The organism is Streptomyces paromomycinus, from assembly GCF_003865155.1.
Taxonomy (GTDB): Bacteria; Actinomycetota; Actinomycetes; order Streptomycetales; family Streptomycetaceae; genus Streptomyces; species Streptomyces chrestomyceticus.
Genome location: NZ_BHZD01000001.1, coordinates 6,780,542 through 6,803,165, shown reverse-complemented (window position 1 = coordinate 6,803,165; position 22,624 = coordinate 6,780,542). Strand labels below are relative to the sequence as shown.

Here is a 22,624-nt window from a genome sequence, read left to right as displayed (position 1 = left end):
CCGGACGTCGTCGGCCCGGTGGGGCGGTGACCGCCAGGCTCGAACCGTTCGCCGTCTCAGGTGTGCGGAAGGCTGGCCGTCAGCAGTTCCACGAAGCCGACGCCCTCGCGGGCGACGCCGAACGCCTCGGCACGCAGCAGGGTCCGTTCGGCCCAGGCACGGTGCGGCTTGATCTCGTTCATCTTGTTCGTGTACGCCGAGCGCAGCACGCCGCCGGCGCCGCGCTCGGGCCGCAGGATGTCGACGGCGTCGCTGAACTCCTCATGGCTGACGACCGAGAGGGCGTGCACCGGTGCCACGTGCGAGGGGTGGATGCAGGTCTTGCCCTGCAGGCCGTTCGCACGGTCGAGTTCGATCTCGCGCAGCAGGCCGTCCATGTCGTGTTCGATCAGAGCCGTCCGGAGTTCCTCCGCCCGGCCGAGGAAGGGGCTCTGCCGCAGCTGGGGCTTGAACATCCGCTCGTGCAGCCGGAAGTACTCCCACACCGGGCCGGTGACCGTGAAACCGGTGCCGTCCGCCCGGCCGAGGACGTTCACCACGTCGGCGATCACGGAGGCGACGATCTGCACGTCGTACGCGGTCATGTCGGGGGCCCGGCGCAGGCCGTAGGCCGAGCAGAAGTCGGTGACGCCGAGACGCAGGGCCAGGATGCGGTCACGGTACTTGTCCACCGTGCGCGCGATGCCCCGCAGTGTCTCGCCGCGGCTCTCCAAGTGGAGCAGGTCGGGCGATTCGAGCACCGGCATGGCGAACAGCCGCCGTCCGCAATCTCCCTCCGCGCCGGTCAGCGCCTCCAAGAACGGGACGCCTCGCTCCTCGGTGAACTTGGGCAGTACGAATCCGGACAACAGACGCACGTCACGGCCCAGTCGGCGCACCAGGTCGGGTATCTGCGCGGCCGTACGCACCCGGATGAACAGCAGCGGGAGGGCCGTACCGTTTTCGGCCTCCGCGCCGAGGGCCGCGAACTGCCGTACGAGATTCTCCTCACCAGCGGTCACGTCCGCGTCGCTGATGGAGTCCTCCAGGCACAGCACCATGGAGACCACCCCACGTCCGGCCTGTTTGACGATGTCCTCGGCGAGCCGTGGACGGGTGGCCGGGCTGTAGAGCGTCGCGCCGAGGGCGACCGAAAGCATGCCGGGCGGAGAGTCGGCGGTGAACTCGGCCGGCTCCTGGTGGAACAAAGCGTTCCGGATATCGGGCGCAAGGTGCCCAAAGTGATGCATAGAACTCCCCGTGAGCAGGCGGGGCCGGGGCCACCCCGCGGCGACTCGCTGTCTGGATCCGGCCGGTAATCGTACGTGCGGCCGTGAGGGGAAAGTTCCCGCCCATGTGAAAAGCACGTAACCCGCACACGACGGCCAGGTGTCGCGGGCACCGGGCGGGCCACGCCGGAACGGCCCCCGCGTTGTCCCCCCGACCTCCGGGAAGGCAGGATTACGGACATGACGCACGCGATGCTGAAAGGGTCCAACGTACCCCTCGACACCACGGCGGTCCGGGCCGTACTGCGCTGGGCCCCCGGCGCGGGGGTGCCCGATGTCGATGCCTCGGCCCTGCTCCTCGGTGCCGACGGACGCGTGCGTTCCGATGCGGACTTCGTCTTCTACAACCAGCCACGGCACCCCAGCGGCCTGGTGCGGCACCTGCCGAAGATGCAGCTGGCCGACGCAGTGGCGGACACCATCGAGGCGGACCTGTCCGGACTCGATGCGTCGGTGGACCGTGTCATGCTCACCGCGTCGGCGGACGGCGGAACCTTCGCGCACGTACGGGATCTGCGCGTACTGCTGCATGACGCCTCCGCGTCGGACGACGAGCCGGTCGCGGTCTTCGACGTAGTGCCGGAGACGGGCAAGGAGACGGCCCTGATCTGCGGTGAGTTGTACCGGCGCGGAGACGGGTGGAAGTTCCGTGCGCTCGGGCAGGGCTACGAGAACGGGCTGATCGGCCTGGCCACCGAGTTCGGGATCTCGGTGGAGGAAGAGGACGAGTCCGCGGCGCAGGAAGCCGGTGCGTCAGCCGGCTCGGCGGCCGCCGCGTCGTCGGCCGCCACCGCACCGGCTGACGGATCTGGGTCCGGCACCGGGGCCGGGTCCGGCGAGGCGGAGGGACTGGCGGCGGCCGCCGCCGACCCTGAGGCCGCGACACAGCACCTTCCCGATCCGAGCCCGAGCCCTAGCCCTAGCCCGAGTCCGAGTCCGGGCCCTGGCCCGAACCAGGCGCCGGCACCGGCCCCACCCCCCGCCGCAGGCCAGGTCCCGGCCCCCGCACCTGCTCCAGGCTCCGGAGCCCAGTCAGAACCGGACTCGTTTCCGCTGTTGCCGCCCACCGCTCCGCCCGCGACCGCCCCGCACGCGGCTGCGGCCGCGCCGGCTGCGGAGTTCCCGCCTCCGCCGCAGCCCACCGGCGGGGGGTACGGCTATCCGCAGCACGCTCCGAACATCCCGCCGCCTCCGACGCAGCCCCCGGCCCAGCCCGCGTACGGGTACCCCGGTCCGATGCCGCAGCAGCCGCAGCCCTCGTACGGCTATCCGCAGCCTCCGCAGCAACACCAGCATCAGCCTCAGCACCAGCCGTATCCGACGGGCCCCCTGGCTCCGGCCGTCCCGGCGCCTCCGGCCTACGGTTACCCGCAGCAGTCGCCTGGCCCCGGCCCGGCGCCCGGACCCGGGCTGGACCCGAACTTCGTCCTCCCGCCGCAGGGGCCGCAGTTCCAGCACCGCTGACGGGCGGGCGGCGGCAGCGGGTCACCGCTCGCCATCATCCGCTCACCCGTCACCGCGCAAGGGGGTGTGGCGCCCGGCGATGGCTTTGTTCGGGCCAGCCGGGGCGGCGGTGTGCCCTCCCGGGCTCGCTCGGCGGGGTGTGGAGAGTGGAGCGGCCGCTCAGGCGCCGGCCCGCAAGCAAGCGCCTGCCCCACACGGTCGGCCCACGGCCGGTCAACAGCCGGTGCACGGCCGGTGCACGGCCGGTGCACGGCCGATCGGCTAGCGGGCTGGGTCGTCGAGCCGCTGGACTGCCGAGCCGCCGAGCCACCGAGCCGCCGACCCGCCGAACCATCGAGGCAACACAGGGCCAGCCGGGCACAATCACAATCGCGAGCCCTGGCCCCCGCCAGCCCCCCGCACCAGCCGTAACGTTTCCGCTCACCCGGCCCACCCGCCCCCGTACTCCCCAGCACGCCCTCAGCGCCGACTCACGCCTCCGCTCACGGCCCTCAGCCCTCGGACTCTTGACCCGCAGCCCACGGACTCTCAGCCCACAGCCTCTCAGCCCTCAGCCCACGAACTCTCGCCCCACAGTCTCACGCCCCTCAGCCCAAGGCCCACGGACTCTCGACCCGCAGCCCGCAGACCACGGCCCGCAGACCTCAGCCCACACCCCAACCCCCACCTCACACCTTCGTCTTGTACCCCCGCCCCCACTGCAGCCCCCAGCCGTACAGGCGGTCCAGTTCGGACTGGAAGCCGTAGACGTACTTCACCTCGCGGCGGACGGTGAGTTCGCCCTTGTTGTTCTCCAGCATGAAGATGGCGCAGGAGCGGGCCTGTGGCGCGCGTTCGTCGAGGCCGATCTCCACGCGGGGGCCGCTGCTCGGGTAGAGCGTCACGACGGCGTGAGTGCGGTCGAAGGCCGGTGTGCCGTCATAGATGTAGACGAAGATCAGCAGGCGCTTGATCTCGTCGCGGTGGTCGAGGTTGATGTAGAGCGTTTCGCCGGAGGGCGAGCCGAACCGGTCGTCGCCGCTGAGCTTCACGTACGGCGCGGCGTTGATGTCGCCCAGGAAGTTGCCGAGCGGCTGCACCACGCCCTTGGTGCCGTCCTTGAGCTCGTACAGGCAGGCCAGGTCCAGGTCGATCTTGACGACCGCCGGCCCCTGCGCCTGCACCACCTCCGGTTTGAACATCTTGCCCGGATTGCGCAGCAGGCTGCCACCGCGCTGCGAGCTGCGCATCCCGATGTCGGTCGTGCGCATCTGCCAGGACAGGTTGACCCGCAGGTGCCCGGAGGCCGCGCCCTGCTTCGTCAGCGAGACGACCGGATTGCGTTTGGTCAGCTCGACCACGTACGACGCGCCACCGGCTTCGAACTTCGGCGCCCCGCCCCGACGCCAGTTGTCCAAGAACGACACCTTGCCCCACCCCATCGATCCGACCCGGAGGCCGCCCGCCCGGATGGCTCGGCGACCCGACTGCTGCGTGCCGCGGCTGTACCGGTTCTCCCGGGATGTCCCGGCCGCCCCGCGGCCCGGTACGGCCGCGGGGCGGCCATGGAGTGAGCACTCCATGGCCGCCCCGCTGAGAGCGTTCCTCAATCAGACCCGCGTCACACTCCGGAGGCGACTTCCGGCTTTGCCGCGGAATCTTCCCCTGACTTGCCGTCCTGCCGGTTCTTGCGCACGGACGACCAGAAGGACAGCGCGATCAGGACGATTCCGACCAGACCGGTGATGACCTCGTTGATCTCGTACTTGATCGTGGCGAGCAGGATGACGGCCAGCGCGCCGATGGCGTAGTGCGCGCCGTGCTCCAGGTAGACGTAGTCGTCCAGGGTTCCCTTGCGGACCAGGAAGACCGTCAGCGAACGGATGTACATCGCGCCGATGCCCAGACCCAGCGCCATCTCGAAGATGTCGTTGGTGATCGCGAAGGCGCCGATGACGCCGTCGAAGGAGAACGACGCGTCGATGACCTCCAGGTAGAGGAACAGGAAGAACGCGGCCTTGCCCGCGAGTCCCACGCCCGAGACGGAGCCGCGCTTGGACGCGGCGCCGTTCTGGCCGGCTTCCTGGGCCGCCGCCGCAGGCTTCGCCGCGGAGCCGTTCCCGGCGTCCTCGGCCTCCTGTGCTTCCTCGGCCTCCTCCAGTTTGTCCTCGAAGTAGCCGGAGACACCGCCCACGACCAGGTACGTGAGCAGGCCGGCGACTCCGGACAGGAGGACCGTCGCGCTCTTGTCACCCCCGCCGTGCGCGACGTCGGTGGCCACCGTCATGGCGACGACGAGCAGCACGACCAGCGCGACGATGACGGACAGCATGTCCAGCTTGCCCATTTTGGCCAGCGGGCGTTCGAGCCAGCCCAGCCACTTGTGCTCGCGCTCCTCGAAGATGAAGTCGAGGAAGATCATGAGGAGGAACATGCCACCGAAGGCCGCGATGGCCGGGTGGGCCCCCGTGACCAGGTGCTCGTACTGCGCCTTGTCGTTGATCGCCAGATTGACGGCCTCGATCGGTCCGATCTTCGCGGTGACCGCGACGATGACGACCGGGAAGACCAGACGCATGCCGAAGACGGCGATGAGAATGCCGACGGTCAGAAAGATTTTCTGCCAGAAGGCGTTCATCTTGCGCAGGATTCCGGCGTTGATGACCGCATTGTCGAACGAGACCGAAATCTCCAGGATCGACAGGATGCCGACGATCGCTAGCCCCTGCCACCCCCAGAGGACGCCGGCCAAGGCCAGGCCGGCCGCCGTGACGGCGAACGACCAGCCAAAGGTTCTCAGGAGCACTGCCTAACCCAATCCCTCGCTGTATGGGGTCCCCCGCGCGCAGTGCGCGGCGCTTTACGAAACGTTGACCCCGAAGTCTAGAGCGATGCCTCGCAGCCCCGACGCGTACCCCTGGCCCACCGCGCGGAACTTCCATTCACCGCTGTACCGGTAGACCTCACCGAAGATCATCGCGGTTTCGCTGGAGGCGTCCTCGCTGAGGTCGTAGCGCGCCAGCTCGCTGCCGTCCGCCTGGTTGACCACCCGGATGAATGCATTGCTGACCTGGCCGAAGCTCTGGCCGCGGACATCCGCCTCATGGATCGAGACGGGAAAAACGATCTTGTCGACCTCTTCGGGGACCGTGCTGAGGTCCACGAGGATCGACTCGTCGTCCCCTTCACCCTCACCGGTGAGATTGTCGCCCGTGTGCTCGACCGAGCCGTCCGGACTCTTGAGGTTGTTGTAAAAGACGAAGTACTCGTCGCCGAGCACCCGCCCCGACCTGCACAGCAGTGCGCTGGCATCCAGGTCGAACGGCGCTCCCGTGGTCGAGCGCGCGTCCCAGCCGAGGCCGACCATGACCTGCGTGAGATTCGGAGCGGCCTTGGAGAGGGAGACGTTGCCTCCCTTTGCGAGCGTGACGCCCATGGTGTTCGCATCCTCCCCGGTGACGGTAGTGCCGCGGTTGCCCACGGCTTTCATACGGGTTCGTACAGGGCCCGTACGGCACGGACACGGCCCCGGATACGCCATCTTTACGGCGCTCACCTGGACTCCGGCGGTGCGCGTCCGCCGCGCGCCCGGGAGCCGGGTACCGCACGGTCTGCGTACGGGCGTCAAGCGCGCCCGGCGCCGTACTCCCCGGGCAAGGGGGTACGACGCCGGGTGCGCAAGGGTGATGGCTCGGGTCAGACGTTGACGCCGAAGTCCTGCGCGATGCCGCGCAGACCCGAGGCGTAGCCCTGGCCGATGGCCCGGAACTTCCACTCCGCGCCGTTGCGGTACAGCTCGCCGAAGACCATGGCGGTCTCGGTCGAGGCGTCCTCGCTCAGGTCGTAGCGCGCGAGCTCGTTGCCGTCGGCCTGGTTCACGACGCGGATGTAGGCGTTGCGGACCTGGCCGAAGCTCTGCTGGCGGTTCTCGGCGTCGTAGATGGACACCGGGAACACGATCTTGGCGACGTCGGCGGGCACGCCGGCGAGGTTCACCTTGATGGCCTCGTCGTCGCCCTCGCCCTCACCGGTGGTGTTGTCACCGGTGTGCTCGACCGAGCCGTCCGGGCTCTTCAGGTTGTTGAAGAACACGAAGTTCTGGTCGCTCGCGACCTTGCCCTGGTCGTTGGTCAGCAGCGCGCTGGCGTCCAGGTCGAAGTCCGTACCGGTGGTGGTACGGGCGTCCCAGCCGAGACCGACGAGCACGGCGGTCAGATTGGGGGCTTCCTTCGTCAGCGAGACGTTTCCGCCCTTGCTGAGGCTGACTCCCACGAGTCCTCCCTGGGTTCGAGGGGTACGAATTGCTTTGCGCCCCCATCGTGCATGGCATCAGATCAACGATTTGATCCTAGTGACCGGTTCCCACCGATTACAGGTAGCGGTACGGACACCGCGCCGATGTCGCGGCGGGAGCCGGTCACGGCGGGATCAGAGAGTGCCGAGCGCCTTGAGGTAGTCGTTGAGGTCACGGGCGTCGGGCAGGCCGTTGACGACCGTCCAGCGCACCACGCCCTCCTTGTCGATGATGAAGGTCCCGCGCACCGCGCAGCCCTTCTCCTCGTCGAAGACGCCGTACGCCCGCGAGGCCTCGCCGTGCGGCCAGAAGTCCGACAGCAGCGGGTACTCCAGGCCCTCCTGCTCGGCGAAGACGCGCAGCGCGAAGGGCGAGTCGTTGGAGACGGCCAGCAGCTGCACGTCGTCGTTGACGAACTTCGGCAGCTCGTCGCGCAGGGCGCACAGCTCGCCGGTGCACACGCCGGTGAAGGCGAAGGGGTAGAAGAGGAGGACGACGGCCTTCTCGCCGCGGAAGTCGGAGAGCTTGATCAGCTCTCCGTGCTGGTTCTTCAGCTCGAACTCCGGAGCCTTCGAGCCGACCTCGATCGCCATGGGGACCGTTCCCTTCGCAGACACCGTGCGCGGACGCCTTTGCCGTGCCCGCGCCGTCACCGGCGTGCGGCGCGGGGCACCGCCGGCAGCGGCCGCTCCGGCGGATTCCAACAGGTTGCGGCCAACCCTACGCGCCGGGGCGCACACGCCGAGCCCCCCACCGGATCATCCGGCAGAGGGCTCGGTACGGAACGTGGGGGCGCAGCTCAGCGCTTGCCCGACTTGGCACTCTTGGGGGTGACCAGGCGGCTGCCGCTCCAGTCCTTGCCCGCGTTGATGCTCCTGGTCTGGGACAGGCCCGCGGTCTGCGCGGCTTCGTTGATGTCGCTCGGCTCGACGTACCCGTCGCGGCCGGTCTTGGGCGTCATCAGCCAGATCTCGCCGCCCTCGTCGATCAGACCGATGGCGTCCACCAGCGCGTCCGTGAGGTCGCCGTCGTCATCGCGGAACCACAGCACGACGACGTCGGCGACGTCGTCGTAGTCCTCGTCAACGATCTCCTGGCCGATCACGGCCTCAATGGCTTCGCGGAGCTCCTGCTCGACGTCGTCGTCGTAGCCGATCTCCTGGACCACCTGTCCGGGCTCGAACCCCAGCTTGATGGCCGGGTTGGTCCGCTCCTCCGCGTGGTCCGCGGTCGCGCTCACGGATTGCCTCCTGTCATGTTTCGGTAAATGGCTTGCACCCACGCGTGCGCGGGGCATTGGGCGTAGTCCACACGGGCCGGGCGGATCGCGCAAGTACCCGGCGTCCGAGACCGTCGAAACGGTGACGTTTACCGCCGTCTCGCCGCAACTGCGACCCCGCACACCGGGCGGGAAGTGATTCACCCCACACCTCTTTATCACCTTTATTACGTTTTGGTAGGGGACTGGGCTCTTTGGGGGTCGCCACTCGGCGTCCGCACCTCTTCTCGGGGTTCGCACGACCGTACGGCGACCGGTTCCGGCGTGGGCGTATGGTTGCGATTTGGCCGACCTCAAAAACCGGCCTGCGAGCGCCCGTCTCTTAGGGGGTGGTTACCCACCGGTAGAGATGACGTATCCCGGTGAGCCGGTACACGATGGAAGACGGCGCGACACCAAAGCAGAGCAAGACCGAACAGCGAAGGAACAGCGTGGCTTCCGGATCCGATCGCAACCCGATCATCATTGGCGGCCTTCCCAGCCAGGTCCCGGACTTCGATCCCGAAGAGACCCAGGAATGGCTCGACTCGCTCGACGCAGCCGTCGATGAGCGAGGCCGGGAACGTGCCCGCTACCTCATGCTCCGCCTGATCGAGCGGGCCCGCGAGAAGCGCGTGGCCGTGCCCGAGATGCGCAGCACGGATTACGTCAACACCATCGCGACCAAGGACGAGCCGTTCTTCCCCGGAAACGAGGAGATCGAGCGCAAGATCCTGAACGCGACCCGGTGGAACGCCGCGGTCATGGTGTCGCGGGCCCAGCGCCCCGGTATCGGCGTCGGCGGCCACATCGCCACCTTCGCGTCCTCCGCCTCCCTGTACGACGTGGGCTTCAACCACTTCTTCCGGGGCAAGGACGACGGCAAGGGCGGCGACCAGATCTTCTTCCAGGGCCACGCCTCGCCCGGCGTGTACGCCCGTGCGTACCTCCTGGACCGGCTCACCGAGAAGCAGCTCGACGCCTTCCGCCAGGAGAAGTCGAAGTTCCCCGACGGCCTGTCCAGCTACCCGCACCCGCGGCTGATGCCGGACTTCTGGGAGTTCCCGACCGTCTCGATGGGCCTCGGCCCGCTCGGCGCGATCTACCAGGCCCGGATGAACCGCTACATGGAGGCGCGCGGCATCGCCGACACCTCCGACTCGCACGTGTGGGCCTACCTCGGCGACGGCGAGATGGACGAGCCGGAGTCGCTCGGCCAGCTGTCCCTCGCGGCGCGTGAGGGCCTGGACAACCTGACCTTCGTGGTCAACTGCAACCTGCAGCGCCTGGACGGCCCGGTCCGCGGCAACGGCAAGATCATGCAGGAGCTGGAGTCGCAGTTCCGCGGCGCCGGCTGGAACGTGATCAAGCTGGTGTGGGACCGGAGCTGGGACCCGCTGCTGGCCCAGGACCGCGACGGCATCCTGGTCAACAAGCTGAACACGACCCCGGACGGCCAGTTCCAGACGTACGCGACCGAGACCGGTGCGTACATCCGCGAGCACTTCTTCGGTGACGACCACCGCCTGCGCGCGATGGTCGAGAACATGACCGACCAGCAGATCCAGCACCTGGGCCGCGGCGGTCACGACCACAAGAAGATCTACGCGGCGTACGCGGCGGCCAAGGCCCACAAGGGCCAGCCGACGGTGATCCTCGCGCAGACCGTCAAGGGCTGGACCCTCGGTCCGAACTTCGAGGGCCGCAACGCGACCCACCAGATGAAGAAGCTGACGGCCGAGGACCTCAAGCGCTTCCGTGACCGGCTGCACCTGCCGATCTCGGACAAGGAGCTGGAGGACGGCAACCCGCCGTACTACCACCCGGGCCGCGACTCCGAAGAGATCCAGTACATGCACGACCGCCGCAAGGCGAACGGCGGGTACGTCCCGACGCGTATCGTGCGCGCGAAGCCGCTGCCGCTGCCGGACGAGAAGGCCTACGCGGGGGCGAAGAAGGGCTCCGGCCAGCAGAAGATCGCCACGACCATGGCGTTCGTGCGGGTCCTGAAGGACCTCATGCGGGACAAGGAGATCGGCAAGCGTTTCGTGCCGATCGCGCCGGACGAGTACCGCACCTTCGGTATGGACGCGTTCTTCCCGTCCGCGAAGATCTACAACCCGCTGGGCCAGATCTACGAGTCGGTCGACCGCGAACTGCTGCTCGCCTACAAGGAGTCGCCGACCGGCCAGATGCTGCACGACGGCATCTCCGAGGCCGGCTGCACCGCCTCGCTGATCGCGGCGGGCTCCGCCTACGCCACGCACGGCGAGCCGCTGATCCCGATCTACGTCTTCTACTCGATGTTCGGGTTCCAGCGCACCGGTGACCAGTTCTGGCAGATGGCCGACCAGCTCGCGCGCGGCTTCGTGCTAGGTGCGACCGCCGGCCGTACGACCCTGACCGGTGAGGGCCTGCAGCACGCGGACGGCCACTCCCAGCTGCTCGCCTCGACCAACCCGGCGTGTGTCGCCTACGACCCGGCGTACGGGTACGAGATCGCGCACATCGTCAAGGACGGTCTGCGCCGGATGTACGGCGAGAACAGTGAGGACATCTTCTACTACCTCACCGTCTACAACGAGCCGATCCAGCACCCGGCCGAGCCGGCGGACGTGGACGTGGAGGGCATCCTCAAGGGCCTGTACCGCGTCAACCAGGGCGACAAGGGCGAGCACGCGGCCCAGATCCTCGCCTCCGGCGTGGCCGTGCCGTGGGCCATCGAGGCCCAGCGGATCCTGGCCGACGAGTGGAACGTCAAGGCGGACGTCTGGTCGGCGACCTCCTGGAACGAGCTGCGCCGCGACGCGGTGGAGGCCGAGGAGCACAACCTGCTCCACCCGGAGGAGGAGCAGCGCGTCCCGTTCGTGACGCGGAAGCTCGCCGACGCCGAGGGTCCGAAGGTGGCCGTCTCCGACTGGATGCGTGCCGTTCCCGACCAGATCGCGCGCTGGGTGCCCGGCACCTACCAGTCGCTGGGCGCCGACGGCTTCGGCTTCGCGGACACGCGTGGCGCGGCCCGCCGCTTCTTCCACATCGACGCGCAGTCGATCGTCCTCGGCGTGCTCACCGAGCTGGCCAAGGAGGGCAAGGTCGACCGTTCGCTGCTGAAGCAGGCGATCGACCGTTACCAGCTGCTGGACGTCGCGGCCGCGGAGGCCGGCGAGGCGGGCGGCGACGCGTAGTCGCCCGCTGGACAGCTGACACAGCGAGGCGCCCCCGGCCGGATCTCTCCGGCCGGGGGCGCCTCGTGCCGCTGTCACCGGTGGCCCGGCCCGTCGGTGGCTCCGGGGGCGGGCACATGATCACGTACGGCTGCCGCCAGGTCCGCTCAGAACGGCGCTCCGACGGCCGTGGTGGTGATCCTGATGATCGCGAATATCGTGTCGATCACACCGAGGACGACAGCCACCAGCGCCGGGAGCGCAGGGCTCCCGCTGTTCCACCGGCGGCCCATCGCGAGCCAGCCGAGGAGCACGGACACCGGCCCGAGCACGATGCTCAGGATGAAGAATCCGGCGACCGCGCAGATCAGTCCGATCACGCCCAGCGTCGCGCGGTCCGGCCCGGTCCGAGGCCCCGTCCGGCCTCGTGAGCGGGGGTTGCTCCGCAGGTGGGTCCGCCATCGGGTGCGGCTGTGCTGTCCGAGGCCCGCCATCATCCCTCCCGAGGGTCGCGTGGTTCGGGCTCGGGCTCCGGGTACCCCGCGTCGCGCTGCCCACTCCCCCGGTCAGCTCTCCCAGATTTTGAACGCCCTGACCTGGTAAGGGGATTCGGGCACCCAGCTGCCGCCGCCCGGGTAGGTGTCGTACTCCCCGGTCTCCGCGCACTCGGCGCTCTGGTACGTGGTGACGGGCCGGCCGGTGCGGTTGGCGAACGAGACGCCGCGGGTTCCGGCGGGCAGCGTGACACAGCTTTCGATGTCGGTGCCGGACAGTTCGTAGGTCTGCCGCTCGCCGCCGAAGCCGCGGCCCGGCCAGACGCAGAACTGGCCGGTGGCGCAGTCGCCCGCGGCCGGTCCCGGGTGTGCCCGGGACCGTTGCTGCGGCACTCCGTGCGCGGTCGGGACGCCGAGGTGGGCGGCGGCCAGCGCGGCTGCTCCGGTCAGCAGGGCGACAGCGTGGATCGTACGCATGTGCATCACTCCCCCGTGGAGTACGAAGTGGTCTGCCGCGGCGGGCGGTGGTCCGCCGCGGGCCGGTGATCCGAGCTTGGCCGGGTGTGGGTGCCGGAGCCAAGCCCGCGCCGGGCGTCCCACCCTGATAGGCGATGCGCCGCTGCCGGGGCCTTCAACGGGCGCCCGGCGGCGCGCCGTTGACGCTGCTTCACCGCCGTACGGCCGGACGGCGTACACCGGAGTGCGGTAAGCCGCAGGCCCGTACGGGGGACGGCACGCCTGTGGAGAAACGAAACGCGCGGCCGGCCGGAGCGGGAAGCTCCGGCCGGCCGCGCGTCAACGCGATCCGGCATTCCGGCGGACGGCCGGACGCCGGACGTCAGATGTGTCCGACGCCCGCGCCCGCCTCCGCGTTGGCGCCGCGCTTGGTGAACAGCGCGACGACGGCCGCGACGACCGCCACGGCACAGGCGACGGTGAAGGCCAGGCCCATGCCCGACACGAAGGTGTCGTGCACGGCGGTGCTGATCCGGTCGACGATCTGCGGCGTCATGCCCGGGGCCTGGGCCACCTGCGGCGGCACCGCGCCGACCTCGGCGGCGGCCTTGAGCGCCGGGTCCGGGGCGCCCGGCAGGCCCGCCTCGGTCCAGTTGCCCGCGAAGTCCGAGCTGACCTTGCTGGACATCACCGCGCCGAGCACCGCCGTACCGAGGCTGCCGCCGACCTGCATGGCGGCCTGCTGGAGGCCGCCCGCCACACCGGACAGCTCCAGCGGCGCGTTGCCGACGATGACCTCGGTGGCGCCGACCATGACCGGCGCGAGGCCCAGGCCCAGCAGCGCGAACCACAGGGACATCGTCAGCGTGCCCGTGCTGGTGGACAGGGTGGTCATGCCGAACATGGCGACGGCGGTGAAGACCATGCCGCCGACGAGCGGGACGCGGGGGCCGAACTTGGTGATCAGCGCGCCCGCGGCCGGCGAGCCGACGATCATCATCGCGGTCAGCGGCAGCAGGTGCAGACCGCTGTCGACGGGGCTCAGGCCGTGCACGTTCTGCAGGTAGAAGGTGACGAAGAAGAGGCCGCCCATGAAGGCGAAGGCCATCAGCACCATCAGGATCGTGCCGGCCGTCAGCGGTACGGAACGGAACATCCGCAGCGGGATCAGCGGCTCGCGGACCTTGGTCTCCAGGACCGCGAAGGCGGCGAAGACGACGACCGCGGCGGCCAGGAAGCCCAGCGTCTTCGCGTCGCCCCAGCCCCACTCACCGGCCTTGATCAGGGCCCAGATGAGGCAGAACATGGCACCGGAGAGCAGCACGATGCCGGGGATGTCGAAGGAGCGCGGGGCGTTCACGGCGCGGTGGTCCTTGAGGATCACCAGGCCCAGCACCAGGGCGAGGACGCCGACCGGCACATTGATGAAGAACACCGACTGCCAGTTCACGTGCTCGACGAGCAGACCGCCGACGATCGGGCCGCCGGCGGTGGAGGCGCCGATGACCATGCCCCAGATGCCGATGGCCATGTTGAGCTTCTCGGCCGGGAAGGACGCGCGCAGCAGTCCGAGGGCGGCGGGCATCAGCAGCGCGCCGAAGATGCCCTGCAGCACGCGGAAGGTGATGACCAGCGAGACCTCGCCGGACAGACCGATGGCTCCGGAGGCGAGCGCGAAGCCCACCACGCCTATGAGGAACGTCTGCCGGTGGCCGAAGCGGTCACCGAGCTTGCCGGCCGTGATCAGCGAGACCGCGAGGGCCAGCAGATAGCCGTTGGTGATCCACTGGACGTCGGCGAGCGACGCCTTCAGGTCCGCCTGGATGGCCGGGTTGGCGATGGCGACGATGGTGCCGTCGAGGGCCACCATCATCACGCCGATCGCGACGGAGAACAGGGTCAGCCACGGATGGCCCCGGAGTCCCTTGCGAGGCTCCGGTACGGAAAGGTCCGGCGCGGCTTGGGCAACCGGGGTCTTAGAGCTCATTCCCCGAGGCTAATGTCAGCCACTGACAGTTGACAAAGTAATTCATCAGTCGGTAACTGTCATTTAGCTCACAGGTATTCTGAGCAGCGGCAACAACGAGAAAGGCGGCGCAGGATGACCGGCTCCACGCCGCAGGTGACCCGACCTGAAACCGCCCGTCCCCCCGGAGGCGAACCCTCCGGCAGCACCGGGACCGGCGGCCTGCGCGAGCGCAAGAAGCAGCGCACCCGTGACGCGCTGATCCGCTCCGCCCTGGAACTGTTCACGGCGCACGGCTACGACGCGACGACGATCGACGAGATCGCCGAGGCCGTGGACGTCTCGCAGCGCACGTTCTTCCGCTATTTCGCGAGCAAGGAGGAGGTCGTCTTCGCCGTCCACGAGATGGTGGAGGCGCGCTTCGCCGAGGAGCTGGCACGGCGGCCGGCGGCCGAGGCCCCTCTGGAGGCGCTGCGCAGCGCCGTGATGACCTCGTGGGACGACATCGGCGGCGCGATCCAGTCGGTGATTCCGCTCGAACTGCACATGCGGACGTACCAGATGATCGAGTCCACGCCCGCCCTCATGGCCGCCCACTGGCGCCGCTACTCGGAGCTGGAGGAGCAGATAGCGCGGCTCATCGCGCGGCGCGAGGGCGTGGACGTGACGGCCGACCCGCGGCCGCGGGTGGTGGTCGCGGCGTTCAGCGGGGTGATGCGGGTCGCCGGGAAGGTGTGGGGCGAGGGCGAGGACGTCAGCGTGGAGTCGATCCGCGAGATCACCGAGGAGTACCTGGCGCAGATCGGCCCGGCCGTGTGCGGCCACTGGCGCGACTGAGCGGAGGCCGGTGGCGGCCCCGTAGGCAGCATCCCGGAGGCAACGCCCCCGGGACCGGCCCCCGTCGGCCGCCCGAGTGCCTCCGTGAGTACGTTCCCGCACGTCTGAGCGACGACCGTTACCGCACCGTGTCCGAAGTGGCCCCATATGACCAGCGTGAAACGTGATATCGCTCACCCCCTCGGCGGGCACCCCGTCATGTCTCCTAGGGTGGCCCGCGGTGACTTCTTCCTTTCCGGGCCTCGGTGCCCCCTCCTTCGGCTTCCTGCAGTCCACCGCCTGGCGTGCCGCGCTCGCCCTGCTGGTGGTGTTCGTGATGCTCGCGATGACCGGCTGGACGGCCGTCAGAGGCAGCAAGGACGACGCGAACCCGCTGGCCACCGCGCGGTCCGCCTGGGAGCACGCCTCCTTCCGCGGCCACCGGCTGCCGGCCACCGACTCCGCGCCCGGCACGCTCGCCGCCTTCTTCCGGAAGCTGAGCCGTGCCGACCGGGCCACGCTCGCCGACCGCTACCCGCTGGTGGTCGGCAACATGGGCGGCGCCCCCGTCGACCTGCGCTACCAGGCCAACGAGCGGGCGCTGCGGCAGGCCGGCGAGCTGGAGCGGAAGCGGATGCACGACCGGCGGCTGACGCCGGTGGGCCGCCAGGAGGCGAGCCGGCTGATGCACCGCTTCGCGTCGATGCGCGGTCCCGGCCGGCAGATCCTCGCGTTCGACCCGGCCGGCGGCGGCCGGGCCGCGGAGGTCTTCGGCGACCTGCGGCAGGCCCGGCACGTCTCGGTGGTGGTGCCCGGTGTGGACACCAACCTCGCGACCTTCGAGCGCACCGCACGGGCGACGAGCGCGCCCGCCGGGATGGCCAAGTCGCTCTACGACGCCGAGCGGTCGGTGCGCGACAGCGACTCCCGTACGGCCGTGATCGCCTGGGCCGACTACACCGCGCCCGCCGGGCTCGGTGTCGGCGCGGCCACCGGGCGGCTCGCCGAGGCGGGCGCGGTACGGCTGAACGCGCTGGTGCGGGCGCTGCCGAAGGCGGCTTCCGTGGCGCTGATGTGCCACAGCTACGGCTCCGTGGTGTGCGGCGTCGCGGCCCACCGGCTGCCGTCCAGCGTCACCGACATCGCGGTGGCGGGCAGCCCCGGGATGCGGGCGGAGACCGCCGCGGGGCTGCGTGCCGGCGCCCGGGTGTGGGCGATGCGCAACCCCGACGACTGGATCCAGGACGTGCCGTACATGGAGGTCGGCGGGCTCGGCCACGGTGCCGACCCGGTCACCGCGGCCTTCGGTTCCCGGGTGCTGTCGGCCGCCGGCGCCGAGGGCCACGCCGGGTACTTCGTGCCCGGCACGGAGAGCCTGCGCAACTTCGCGAAGATCGGGGTGGGCGCGGTCTCCTCGGTCCACTGCGCCGCGCAGGACCGGGAGTGCTCGGCCGACCTGGCCTGAGCCGACGGCGAGCGACGCCGCGCCCGGGTCCGCACCTGTGCCCGGCTCCGGGTCCGCAAGGCGTGAACCGGACGGGCCGGGCGCAGGGGTGACATGGGGCAAAAGCGGCTTGACGCGCGTAGCGCATGATGTCCGGAAGGGGGACGGGCGGGCGACCGCCGCTTACGATGAGCCGCATGGGTGATGTGCTGGCCGGTTCTCACGCCGTCTGGGAGTTCGACACGGACTCCGTGCTCATCCGCTTCGAACGGGGGATCCGCAGGCCGAAGCTGTTCCAGGCGCTCGGCGAACGGCGCGTCCCCTACGAGGCGCTGAGGTCCGTCGAGCTGTCGCCGGGCAGACGCGGCACCGTGGTGCTGCGCGCGGTGCCCCGGCCGGGCGCCGACCCGCTGATGGAAGCCGCCGACGGCCAGCTCAAGGACGATCTCGACCCGTACCGCCTGGCGCTGCCCGCCGACCGGGAGACCCTCGCCGAGTACTACCGCGACGAGCTGCGCGGCGTGCTCGGGCCCGCCGCCGCGCTCCCCGCCGAGGAGCATCTGGTGGCCGCGCCGGAGCCGCCGCTGACCTTCAAGGCGTACGACGGCAAGGCGTCCTTCGACGGCAGTTCGGTGGCGTTCCGCTGGTTCTGGACGGGCGCGTCGTCGGCCAAGTGGAAGTGCGGCGACCAGCACTTCCCGGTCGGCGGGCTGACCGGGGTGGAGTGGCGCTCGCCGGAAGGCGGCGCCGGGGTGCTGTCGGGCAACGGGTACCTGCGGCTGGTGGAGCGCGGCGCGGAGGACCGGCGGCCCGGCGAGGCGGACCAGGACCCGGCCTCGGTGGTCTTCGGGCTGGGGTACGGGCCGGTGCACGAGTCGCTGCCGTTCGCCGCCTCGGTGCTCCAGGCGGTACGGGCGGCCACGCCCGGCGCCGACGCGGGCCCCCGTCAGCCGGTGCGGACCCGTACCGACGACCGCCGCGACCCGGCCGACATCGCCGACCGCATCCGGCAGCTGGGCGAGCTGCACACGGCGGGCCTGCTGACGGACGCCGAGTTCACGACGAAGAAGGCCGAGCTGCTGGCGGAGCTGTAGCGGGCGCGGGGACGACGGGCCGGCCGGAGCACCCGCCCGCCCGGCCCGGGCACACCACCCGGGCTCCCGGCCGGCCCGTCCCCGTACCGGGGTATGACGGCAGAGGCCACCCTTGGTATGACGTCCCGGCCCCCGGCCGCCGCTTACGCTGATCAGGCCATGCAGACCACATCCCGCCCCACCGGCGACCACCCTTCCACCCGCACCCGCGTCCTGCGGGCCGGGCAGCACGCGCTGCGCACCCTCGCCGAGGACCTCGGGAGGCCGACCGGTCCCGGCGCCGCGCTCTTCGGCCAGGTGCAGAACCGCTGGCTGCGCCTGCTGCCGTACGTGGTCGCCTTCGCCTTCATGGCCTCCCTGCTGCCCTCGACGGTGCACGTGCTCACGCACGACTACGGGCTCAGCGGCGGCCCGGCGGGCGCGCTGGCCACCGCCCAGACCGTGCCGCTGCTGCTCGCGGTGACCCGGCCGCTCCAGGCGTGGTGGGTGATCTTCGCGGCGGACGTCCTCGGCGGCATAGCGCTGGCCTTCGTGCCGGTGGGAGAGGGCCGCGCCTGGCCCTGGCCGGCCACGGTCATGATCGGCTATCTCGTGCTGATGCTGGCGCTCTCGCTGCGCGAGCGGCGCCGCACGCTGATCGCCGTCTGGGGCGCGACCGGCGCCGTGAGCGTCCTGTTCGAGCTGGTCCGGCCGGACCGCAGCGACGGCACCTGGGTGCTGATGTTCGTCCTGTCCGGGCTCTTCCTGCTGGTCGGCGGCGCGCTCCGGGAGCGCGGGGCGGCCCAGCGCAAGCTGATCGAGCAGGAGAACATCAGTGAGGCGGAGCGGGCCATGCGCACCCTGCTGGAGGAGCGCACCCGGATCGCCCGTGAGCTGCACGACGTCGTCGCCCACCACATGTCGGTGATCACGGTCCAGGCCGACAGCGCGCCGTACCGGATCAGCGGCATACCGGAAGCCGCCCAGGAGGAGTTCAGCACGATCGCCGCCACGGCGCGCGAGTCGCTGGCCGAGATGCGGCGGCTGCTGGGCGTGCTGCGCAGCGAGGAGACGGAGCGGCACGGTGGCCCGGAGAAGGCACCGCAGCCCGGACTGGAGCAGGTGCCGAAACTGGTCGAGGGAACGGTGCGGGCGGGGGTGCCGGTCGAGTTGGCGCTGCCCGACGGACCGGTGGCCCTGGCGCCCGCGGTGGGCCTGTCGGCGTACCGCATCGTGCAGGAGGCGCTGGCCAACGTCGTACGGCACGCGCCGGGCGCGCACACCCGCGTCTCGGTCACGGCCGACGAGGCCCGCGGCCGGCTGACCGTCCTGGTCGTCAACAACGCCCCGCCGCGCGTCGCCGCGCCGCTGGAGACCTCCGGTACGGGACACGGTCTGGTCGGCATGCGCGAGCGCGTACGGCTGCTGGACGGCACCCTGGACACCGGGCCCCTGCCCGACGGCGGCTTCCGGGTCGCCGCCCAACTCCCCATAACAGCAAAGGACCACCACCCCGCATGACCACTCGGGTGATCATCGTCGACGACCAGGCCATGGTGCGCGCCGGCTTCGCCGCGCTGCTCGCCGCGCAGAGCGACATCGACGTCGTCGGTGACGCGCCGGACGGCGTGCAGGGCGTCGAACTGAGCCGCCGTACGCACCCGGACGTGGTGCTGATGGACGTGCGGATGCCGGAGATGGACGGACTGGAGGCGGCCCGGCGGCTGCTGGACCCGCCGCCCGGTGTCGTGCACCGGCCGAAGGTGCTGATGCTCACCACGTTCGACGTGGACGACTACGTGTACGAGGCGCTGCGGGCGGGGGCGTCGGGGTTCCTGCTGAAGGACGCGCCGCCGGCCGACCTGATCTCGGCGGTACGGGTGGTCGCGGCGGGCGAGGCGCTGCTCGCGCCGTCCGTGACGCGGCGGCTGATCGCCGACTTCGCCCGGCAGCGGCCCGCACCGCGCAAGGACCGGACCGCGCTGCGCCTCAACGGGCTGACCCCGCGCGAGACCGAGGTACTGGAACTGATCGCCCGCGGGCTGTCGAACCAGGAGATCGCGGAGGCGCTGGTGCTCGCCGAGCAGACCGTGAAGACCCACATCGGCCGGGTGCTGGCCAAGCTGGAGCTGCGCGACCGCGCGCAGGCCGTGATCTTCGCGTACGAGTCGGGCCTGGTGTCCCCCGGCGTGAACTGAGCGGGCTCCCCCACGCCCCCAGGCCGCGCCCGCCGCAGCACCGGCCGATGGGGGCGGGGTGGGGGTAACCCCCCAGGGTGCCCGGGGGATGGCCGGTCGTGCTGAAGGACGAGCAGGTCAGGCACCCCCTACCCCGGTATCAGCGGACAGTTGGCTCCGCGGTGTGACGCCGTGTCACCCACCCGCTTCCTACGTTTCCCTCCGTCACGCCAACGGAAGAGGGAGACCCCACCATGTCCTTGCTGCGCCGGTTCACCCCACGCGGTAGGCGCACGCTCGTCGCGCTCACGCTGGCGGCGGTGGTCGTCGGCGGCACCGGCGGCTGGGCGGCGGGGTCCACCCAGGAGGCCGTCACCGGCCCCGCGCCGGGCGCGGCCGCCTGGCGCGCCGACCACTCGCTGGGCAAGCGGCTGCCGGACCCGGCGACCGCCTCCCCGGCGCAGATCGCCCGCTTCTTCGCCGCGCTGAGCGAGGCGCAGCGGCAGGATCTGGCGGCCCGTCACCCGTTGACCGTGGGCAACCTGGACGGCGCGCCGGTAGCCCTGCGCTACCGCGCCAACGCCCTCGCGCTGGCGGCGGAACGCGACCGTCAGACAGCCCGTGCCACCGATCCGGCCGGCACCCTCCAGGACCACCGGAAAGCCCGCCGGCTGGCCGCCCGGTACGCCGAACTCCTGCGCCCCGGCCGCCAGATACTCGCCTTCGACCCGCGCGGCCGCGGCCAGGTGGCCGAGGTGTTCGGAGACCTGGTGGCGGCGCAGCGCACGTCCGTGTTCGTGCCGGGCTCGGACATCGACCTGTCCTCGTCCGACCGCGCACGCGACCCGTACGGCACGCCGTCCGGCATGGCGAAGTCGCTGCGGGCCCGGATGGCCGCCGAAGCGCCAGGTGTCCGTACGGCCGCGATCGCCTGGACCGGCTACACCACGCCGGTCGGCCTCGGCCCGGACGCCGTGACCGGCCGGCTGGCGGAGGCCGGCGCCCCGCGCCTGGCCCGCTTCCTGGACGGGCTGGCCGCCGCCGGCGTCCGGGCTCCCGCCCTGCTGTGCCACAGCTACGGCACGGTCGTGTGCGCTCAGGCCGTACCGCTGCTGGAGCCGGGGCGGATCGCGGACCTCATCGTCTTCGGCTCCCCCGGGATGCGCACGGACAGTGTGGCGGCGCTGCACACCACCGCCCGGGTGTGGGCCGCCCGGGACGCCTCCGACTGGATCGGCAACGTGCCGAACGTCGAGTTCCTGGGCCTGGGGCACGGTACGGACCCGACGGACCCGGAGTTCGGCGCGCGCCGGGTGCCCGCCAGGACGGCCGAGGGGCACACCGGCTACCTCGCGCCCGGTACCGACTCGCTGCGCAACTTCGCCGACATCGCGCTCGGCCGCTACGACCGGGTGCGCTGACGACTGCGCCGCAGCCCGCTCTTCCTCCTCCCCGCCCGAACCTCCTCCGAAGGAGGCCCTCATGGCCGCCCCACTCCTGGCTCCCGTCCGCAAGACCATCCGCACCATCGAGGGCCGCACCCCCGCCCACCGCGACCGTGCCGTCGACGGCCTGCGCGCGCTCGCGCTGCTCGCCGTGCCGACCGGGCACTGGCTGCTCGGCGGTTTCACCCTCGACCCCGGCGGCGCGCTGCACAACGCGAGCCCGCTGTCCTCCTTCGCCGCCCTGGCGCCCGCGAGCTGGGTGCTCCAGATGCTCGGCATCTTCTTCCTGGTCGGCGGGTACGCCTCGGTGCTGTCCTTCCACCGGGCCGCCGCGCGCGGGGAGTCGACCGGCCACTGGCTGCGGGCCCGGCTGGCGCGGCTGGGCCGTCCCGTCCTCGGGGTGACCGCTGTCTGGGCGGCGCTGATTCCCGTACTGTCCACGCTCGGCGTGCCCGAGGCGACGCTCCGTACGGGCGCGACGCTGGTCATCCAGCCCCTGTGGTTCGTCGGCGTCTACGCGGGCATCACGGCGCTCACGCCGTACTGCGTCCGCGCGGCGCGCCGCCTGGGTGCCTGGGCCGCGGCGCCGCTGCTGGGCGCCGTCGCCGTCGTGGACTTCCTGCGGTACGGGCCGTACGCCGACGCGATGCCGTCGTGGCTGAGTCTGCTCAACCTGCTGCCGGGCTGGTTGTTCGCGTACCAACTGGGCGTGTCCTGGGGGGAGAAGCGGCTCGGCAGGCGTGCTGCCTGGGTGCTGCTGCTCGGTGGTACCGCCCTGTTCGCCGCGCTGCTGCTGTTCTTCCACTACCCGGCGAGCATGGTCGGTGTCCCGGGCCAGGACCGTACGAACTCCCACCCGCCGTCGCTGCTGGTCCTCGCGCTGGCGGCCGCCCAGTCCGGCGCCGCGATCCTGCTGCGCGACCGTATCGCCCGGCTGCTGCGCCGTCCTGCTCTCTGGGCGCCCGTGGTCGTCGTCAACCTCTGTGCGATGACGGTGCTGTGCTGGCACCAGACGGCGATGTTCTCGACGGCCGTCCCCGCGTCCTTCCTCGGTGCCGTGCCCGGTCTCACCACCGCGCCGGACACCGCCGGCTGGGTCCTGGCCCGCCTCGCCTGGCTGCCGGTCTTCGCGGTGTTGCTGCTGCTCATCGGCCGTCTGACCCGCCGTTTCGAGGCGCCGTGGACCGGTGTCACGACGGCCCGGCGGGCCGTGGCGGGGACCCTGGCGGCGGCCTTCACGGTGTTCGCGCTGGGGCTCGCCTGAGCCCGGCGCGGGCGCGAAAGACACGGCGGGTGGAGCCGGTCGGGGGACGGCTCCACCCGCCG

At 71.0% G+C, this 22,624-nt stretch carries 19 protein-coding genes; 9 read left to right on the top strand and 10 right to left on the bottom strand.

Annotated features, from left to right (window positions below; genetic code table 11):
• Positions 1-56 precede the first annotated feature (56 nt).
• Positions 57-1,229: an HpcH/HpaI aldolase/citrate lyase family protein gene (locus OEIGOIKO_RS29165; RefSeq protein ID WP_125056532.1), complete on the bottom strand. Its 1,173-nt coding sequence runs from the start codon at positions 1,227-1,229 to the stop codon at positions 57-59.
• A gap of 219 nt (positions 1,230-1,448) precedes the next feature.
• Between OEIGOIKO_RS29165 and OEIGOIKO_RS29160 the strand changes: the two genes are divergently transcribed.
• On the top strand, positions 1,449-2,732 hold the full coding sequence (locus OEIGOIKO_RS29160) for a TerD family protein (RefSeq protein ID WP_125056531.1): 1,284 nt from the start codon (positions 1,449-1,451) through the stop codon (positions 2,730-2,732).
• A 668-nt stretch (positions 2,733-3,400) separates the two neighbouring features.
• Here OEIGOIKO_RS29160 and OEIGOIKO_RS29155 read toward each other — a convergent pair.
• The 6 genes from OEIGOIKO_RS29155 to OEIGOIKO_RS29130 all read right to left on the bottom strand — a co-directional run bounded on the left by OEIGOIKO_RS29155 (position 3,401) and on the right by OEIGOIKO_RS29130 (position 8,245).
• A complete protein-coding gene (locus OEIGOIKO_RS29155; RefSeq protein WP_125056530.1) occupies positions 3,401-4,138 on the bottom strand; it encodes a TerD family protein in 738 nt (245 codons plus the stop codon).
• A gap of 194 nt (positions 4,139-4,332) precedes the next feature.
• Entirely contained in the window at positions 4,333-5,517 is a 1,185-nt protein-coding gene (locus tag OEIGOIKO_RS29150) for a DUF475 domain-containing protein (RefSeq protein ID WP_125056529.1), read from the bottom strand.
• Between the two features lie 54 nt (positions 5,518-5,571).
• Positions 5,572-6,147 (bottom strand): TerD family protein, encoded by a 576-nt coding sequence (locus tag OEIGOIKO_RS29145; protein WP_030023140.1) that lies wholly within the window; start codon positions 6,145-6,147, stop codon positions 5,572-5,574.
• A 260-nt stretch (positions 6,148-6,407) separates the two neighbouring features.
• Positions 6,408-6,983 (bottom strand): TerD family protein, encoded by a 576-nt coding sequence (locus OEIGOIKO_RS29140; RefSeq protein WP_125056528.1) that lies wholly within the window; start codon positions 6,981-6,983, stop codon positions 6,408-6,410.
• A gap of 156 nt (positions 6,984-7,139) precedes the next feature.
• Positions 7,140-7,598 (bottom strand): peroxiredoxin, encoded by a 459-nt coding sequence (locus tag OEIGOIKO_RS29135; protein ID WP_031003511.1) that lies wholly within the window; start codon positions 7,596-7,598, stop codon positions 7,140-7,142.
• A gap of 206 nt (positions 7,599-7,804) precedes the next feature.
• A complete protein-coding gene (locus OEIGOIKO_RS29130) occupies positions 7,805-8,245 on the bottom strand; it encodes a DUF3052 domain-containing protein (RefSeq protein WP_125056527.1) in 441 nt (146 codons plus the stop codon).
• A 470-nt stretch (positions 8,246-8,715) separates the two neighbouring features.
• On the opposite strand from OEIGOIKO_RS29130, the gene aceE reads away from it, so the two are divergent.
• Positions 8,716-11,448, top strand: a complete 2,733-nt coding sequence (aceE, locus tag OEIGOIKO_RS29125) for a pyruvate dehydrogenase (acetyl-transferring), homodimeric type (RefSeq protein ID WP_125056526.1) — start codon at positions 8,716-8,718, stop codon at positions 11,446-11,448.
• Positions 11,449-11,594: 146 nt separating this feature from the next.
• Here aceE and OEIGOIKO_RS29120 read toward each other — a convergent pair whose 3' ends face one another.
• The 3 genes from OEIGOIKO_RS29120 to OEIGOIKO_RS29110 all read right to left on the bottom strand — a co-directional run bounded on the left by OEIGOIKO_RS29120 (position 11,595) and on the right by OEIGOIKO_RS29110 (position 14,364).
• Entirely contained in the window at positions 11,595-11,924 is a 330-nt protein-coding gene (locus tag OEIGOIKO_RS29120) for a small hydrophobic protein (RefSeq protein WP_125056525.1), read from the bottom strand.
• 69 nt (positions 11,925-11,993) lie between these two features.
• Entirely contained in the window at positions 11,994-12,398 is a 405-nt protein-coding gene (locus OEIGOIKO_RS29115) for a peptidase inhibitor family I36 protein (protein ID WP_125056524.1), read from the bottom strand.
• Between the two features lie 361 nt (positions 12,399-12,759).
• The gene (locus tag OEIGOIKO_RS29110) at positions 12,760-14,364 is read right to left on the bottom strand and encodes an MFS transporter (protein WP_125056523.1); all 1,605 of its coding nucleotides are present in this window, start codon (positions 14,362-14,364) and stop codon (positions 12,760-12,762) included.
• Between the two features lie 114 nt (positions 14,365-14,478).
• Here OEIGOIKO_RS29110 and OEIGOIKO_RS29105 point away from each other — a divergent pair, with 114 nt between their 5' ends.
• The 7 genes from OEIGOIKO_RS29105 to OEIGOIKO_RS29075 all read left to right on the top strand — a co-directional run bounded on the left by OEIGOIKO_RS29105 (position 14,479) and on the right by OEIGOIKO_RS29075 (position 22,562).
• Positions 14,479-15,180: a TetR family transcriptional regulator gene (locus OEIGOIKO_RS29105; protein ID WP_125056522.1), complete on the top strand. Its 702-nt coding sequence runs from the start codon at positions 14,479-14,481 to the stop codon at positions 15,178-15,180.
• Positions 15,181-15,400: 220 nt separating this feature from the next.
• Entirely contained in the window at positions 15,401-16,624 is a 1,224-nt protein-coding gene (locus OEIGOIKO_RS29100; protein WP_246177580.1) for an alpha/beta hydrolase, read from the top strand.
• Between the two features lie 176 nt (positions 16,625-16,800).
• A complete protein-coding gene (locus OEIGOIKO_RS29095) occupies positions 16,801-17,697 on the top strand; it encodes a DUF4429 domain-containing protein (RefSeq protein ID WP_125056521.1) in 897 nt (298 codons plus the stop codon).
• 159 nt (positions 17,698-17,856) lie between these two features.
• Positions 17,857-19,197, top strand: coding sequence for a sensor histidine kinase (locus OEIGOIKO_RS29090; protein ID WP_170251903.1), 1,341 nt, complete (start codon positions 17,857-17,859; stop codon positions 19,195-19,197).
• Entirely contained in the window at positions 19,194-19,874 is a 681-nt protein-coding gene (locus tag OEIGOIKO_RS29085) for a response regulator (RefSeq protein ID WP_125056519.1), read from the top strand. Before OEIGOIKO_RS29090 ends, OEIGOIKO_RS29085 begins: the two co-directional genes overlap by 4 nt.
• 233 nt (positions 19,875-20,107) lie before the next feature.
• Positions 20,108-21,274 carry an alpha/beta hydrolase gene (locus tag OEIGOIKO_RS29080; RefSeq protein ID WP_125056518.1) on the top strand — a complete coding sequence of 389 codons (1,167 nt, stop codon included), beginning with the start codon at positions 20,108-20,110 and terminating at the stop codon, positions 21,272-21,274.
• Between the two features lie 61 nt (positions 21,275-21,335).
• A complete protein-coding gene (locus tag OEIGOIKO_RS29075) occupies positions 21,336-22,562 on the top strand; it encodes an acyltransferase family protein (RefSeq protein WP_125056517.1) in 1,227 nt (408 codons plus the stop codon).
• Positions 22,563-22,624: the final 62 nt, after the last annotated feature.

Coding starts and splice junctions, on each gene's coding strand:
- OEIGOIKO_RS29080 (WP_125056518.1), top strand. CDS start 20,108: ATGTCCTTGCTGCGCCGGTTCACCCCACGCGGTAGGCGCACGCTCGTC.
- OEIGOIKO_RS29085 (WP_125056519.1), top strand. CDS start 19,194: ATGACCACTCGGGTGATCATCGTCGACGACCAGGCCATGGTGCGCGCC.
- OEIGOIKO_RS29095 (WP_125056521.1), top strand. CDS start 16,801: ATGGGTGATGTGCTGGCCGGTTCTCACGCCGTCTGGGAGTTCGACACG.
- OEIGOIKO_RS29160 (WP_125056531.1), top strand. CDS start 1,449: ATGACGCACGCGATGCTGAAAGGGTCCAACGTACCCCTCGACACCACG.
- OEIGOIKO_RS29115 (WP_125056524.1), bottom strand. CDS start 12,398: ATGCGTACGATCCACGCTGTCGCCCTGCTGACCGGAGCAGCCGCGCTG.
- OEIGOIKO_RS29090 (WP_170251903.1), top strand. CDS start 17,857: ATGCAGACCACATCCCGCCCCACCGGCGACCACCCTTCCACCCGCACC.
- OEIGOIKO_RS29105 (WP_125056522.1), top strand. CDS start 14,479: ATGACCGGCTCCACGCCGCAGGTGACCCGACCTGAAACCGCCCGTCCC.
- OEIGOIKO_RS29135 (WP_031003511.1), bottom strand. CDS start 7,598: ATGGCGATCGAGGTCGGCTCGAAGGCTCCGGAGTTCGAGCTGAAGAAC.
- OEIGOIKO_RS29165 (WP_125056532.1), bottom strand. CDS start 1,229: ATGCATCACTTTGGGCACCTTGCGCCCGATATCCGGAACGCTTTGTTC.
- OEIGOIKO_RS29145 (WP_030023140.1), bottom strand. CDS start 6,147: ATGGGCGTCACGCTCGCAAAGGGAGGCAACGTCTCCCTCTCCAAGGCC.
- OEIGOIKO_RS29075 (WP_125056517.1), top strand. CDS start 21,336: ATGGCCGCCCCACTCCTGGCTCCCGTCCGCAAGACCATCCGCACCATC.
- OEIGOIKO_RS29110 (WP_125056523.1), bottom strand. CDS start 14,364: ATGAGCTCTAAGACCCCGGTTGCCCAAGCCGCGCCGGACCTTTCCGTA.
- OEIGOIKO_RS29120 (WP_125056525.1), bottom strand. CDS start 11,924: ATGATGGCGGGCCTCGGACAGCACAGCCGCACCCGATGGCGGACCCAC.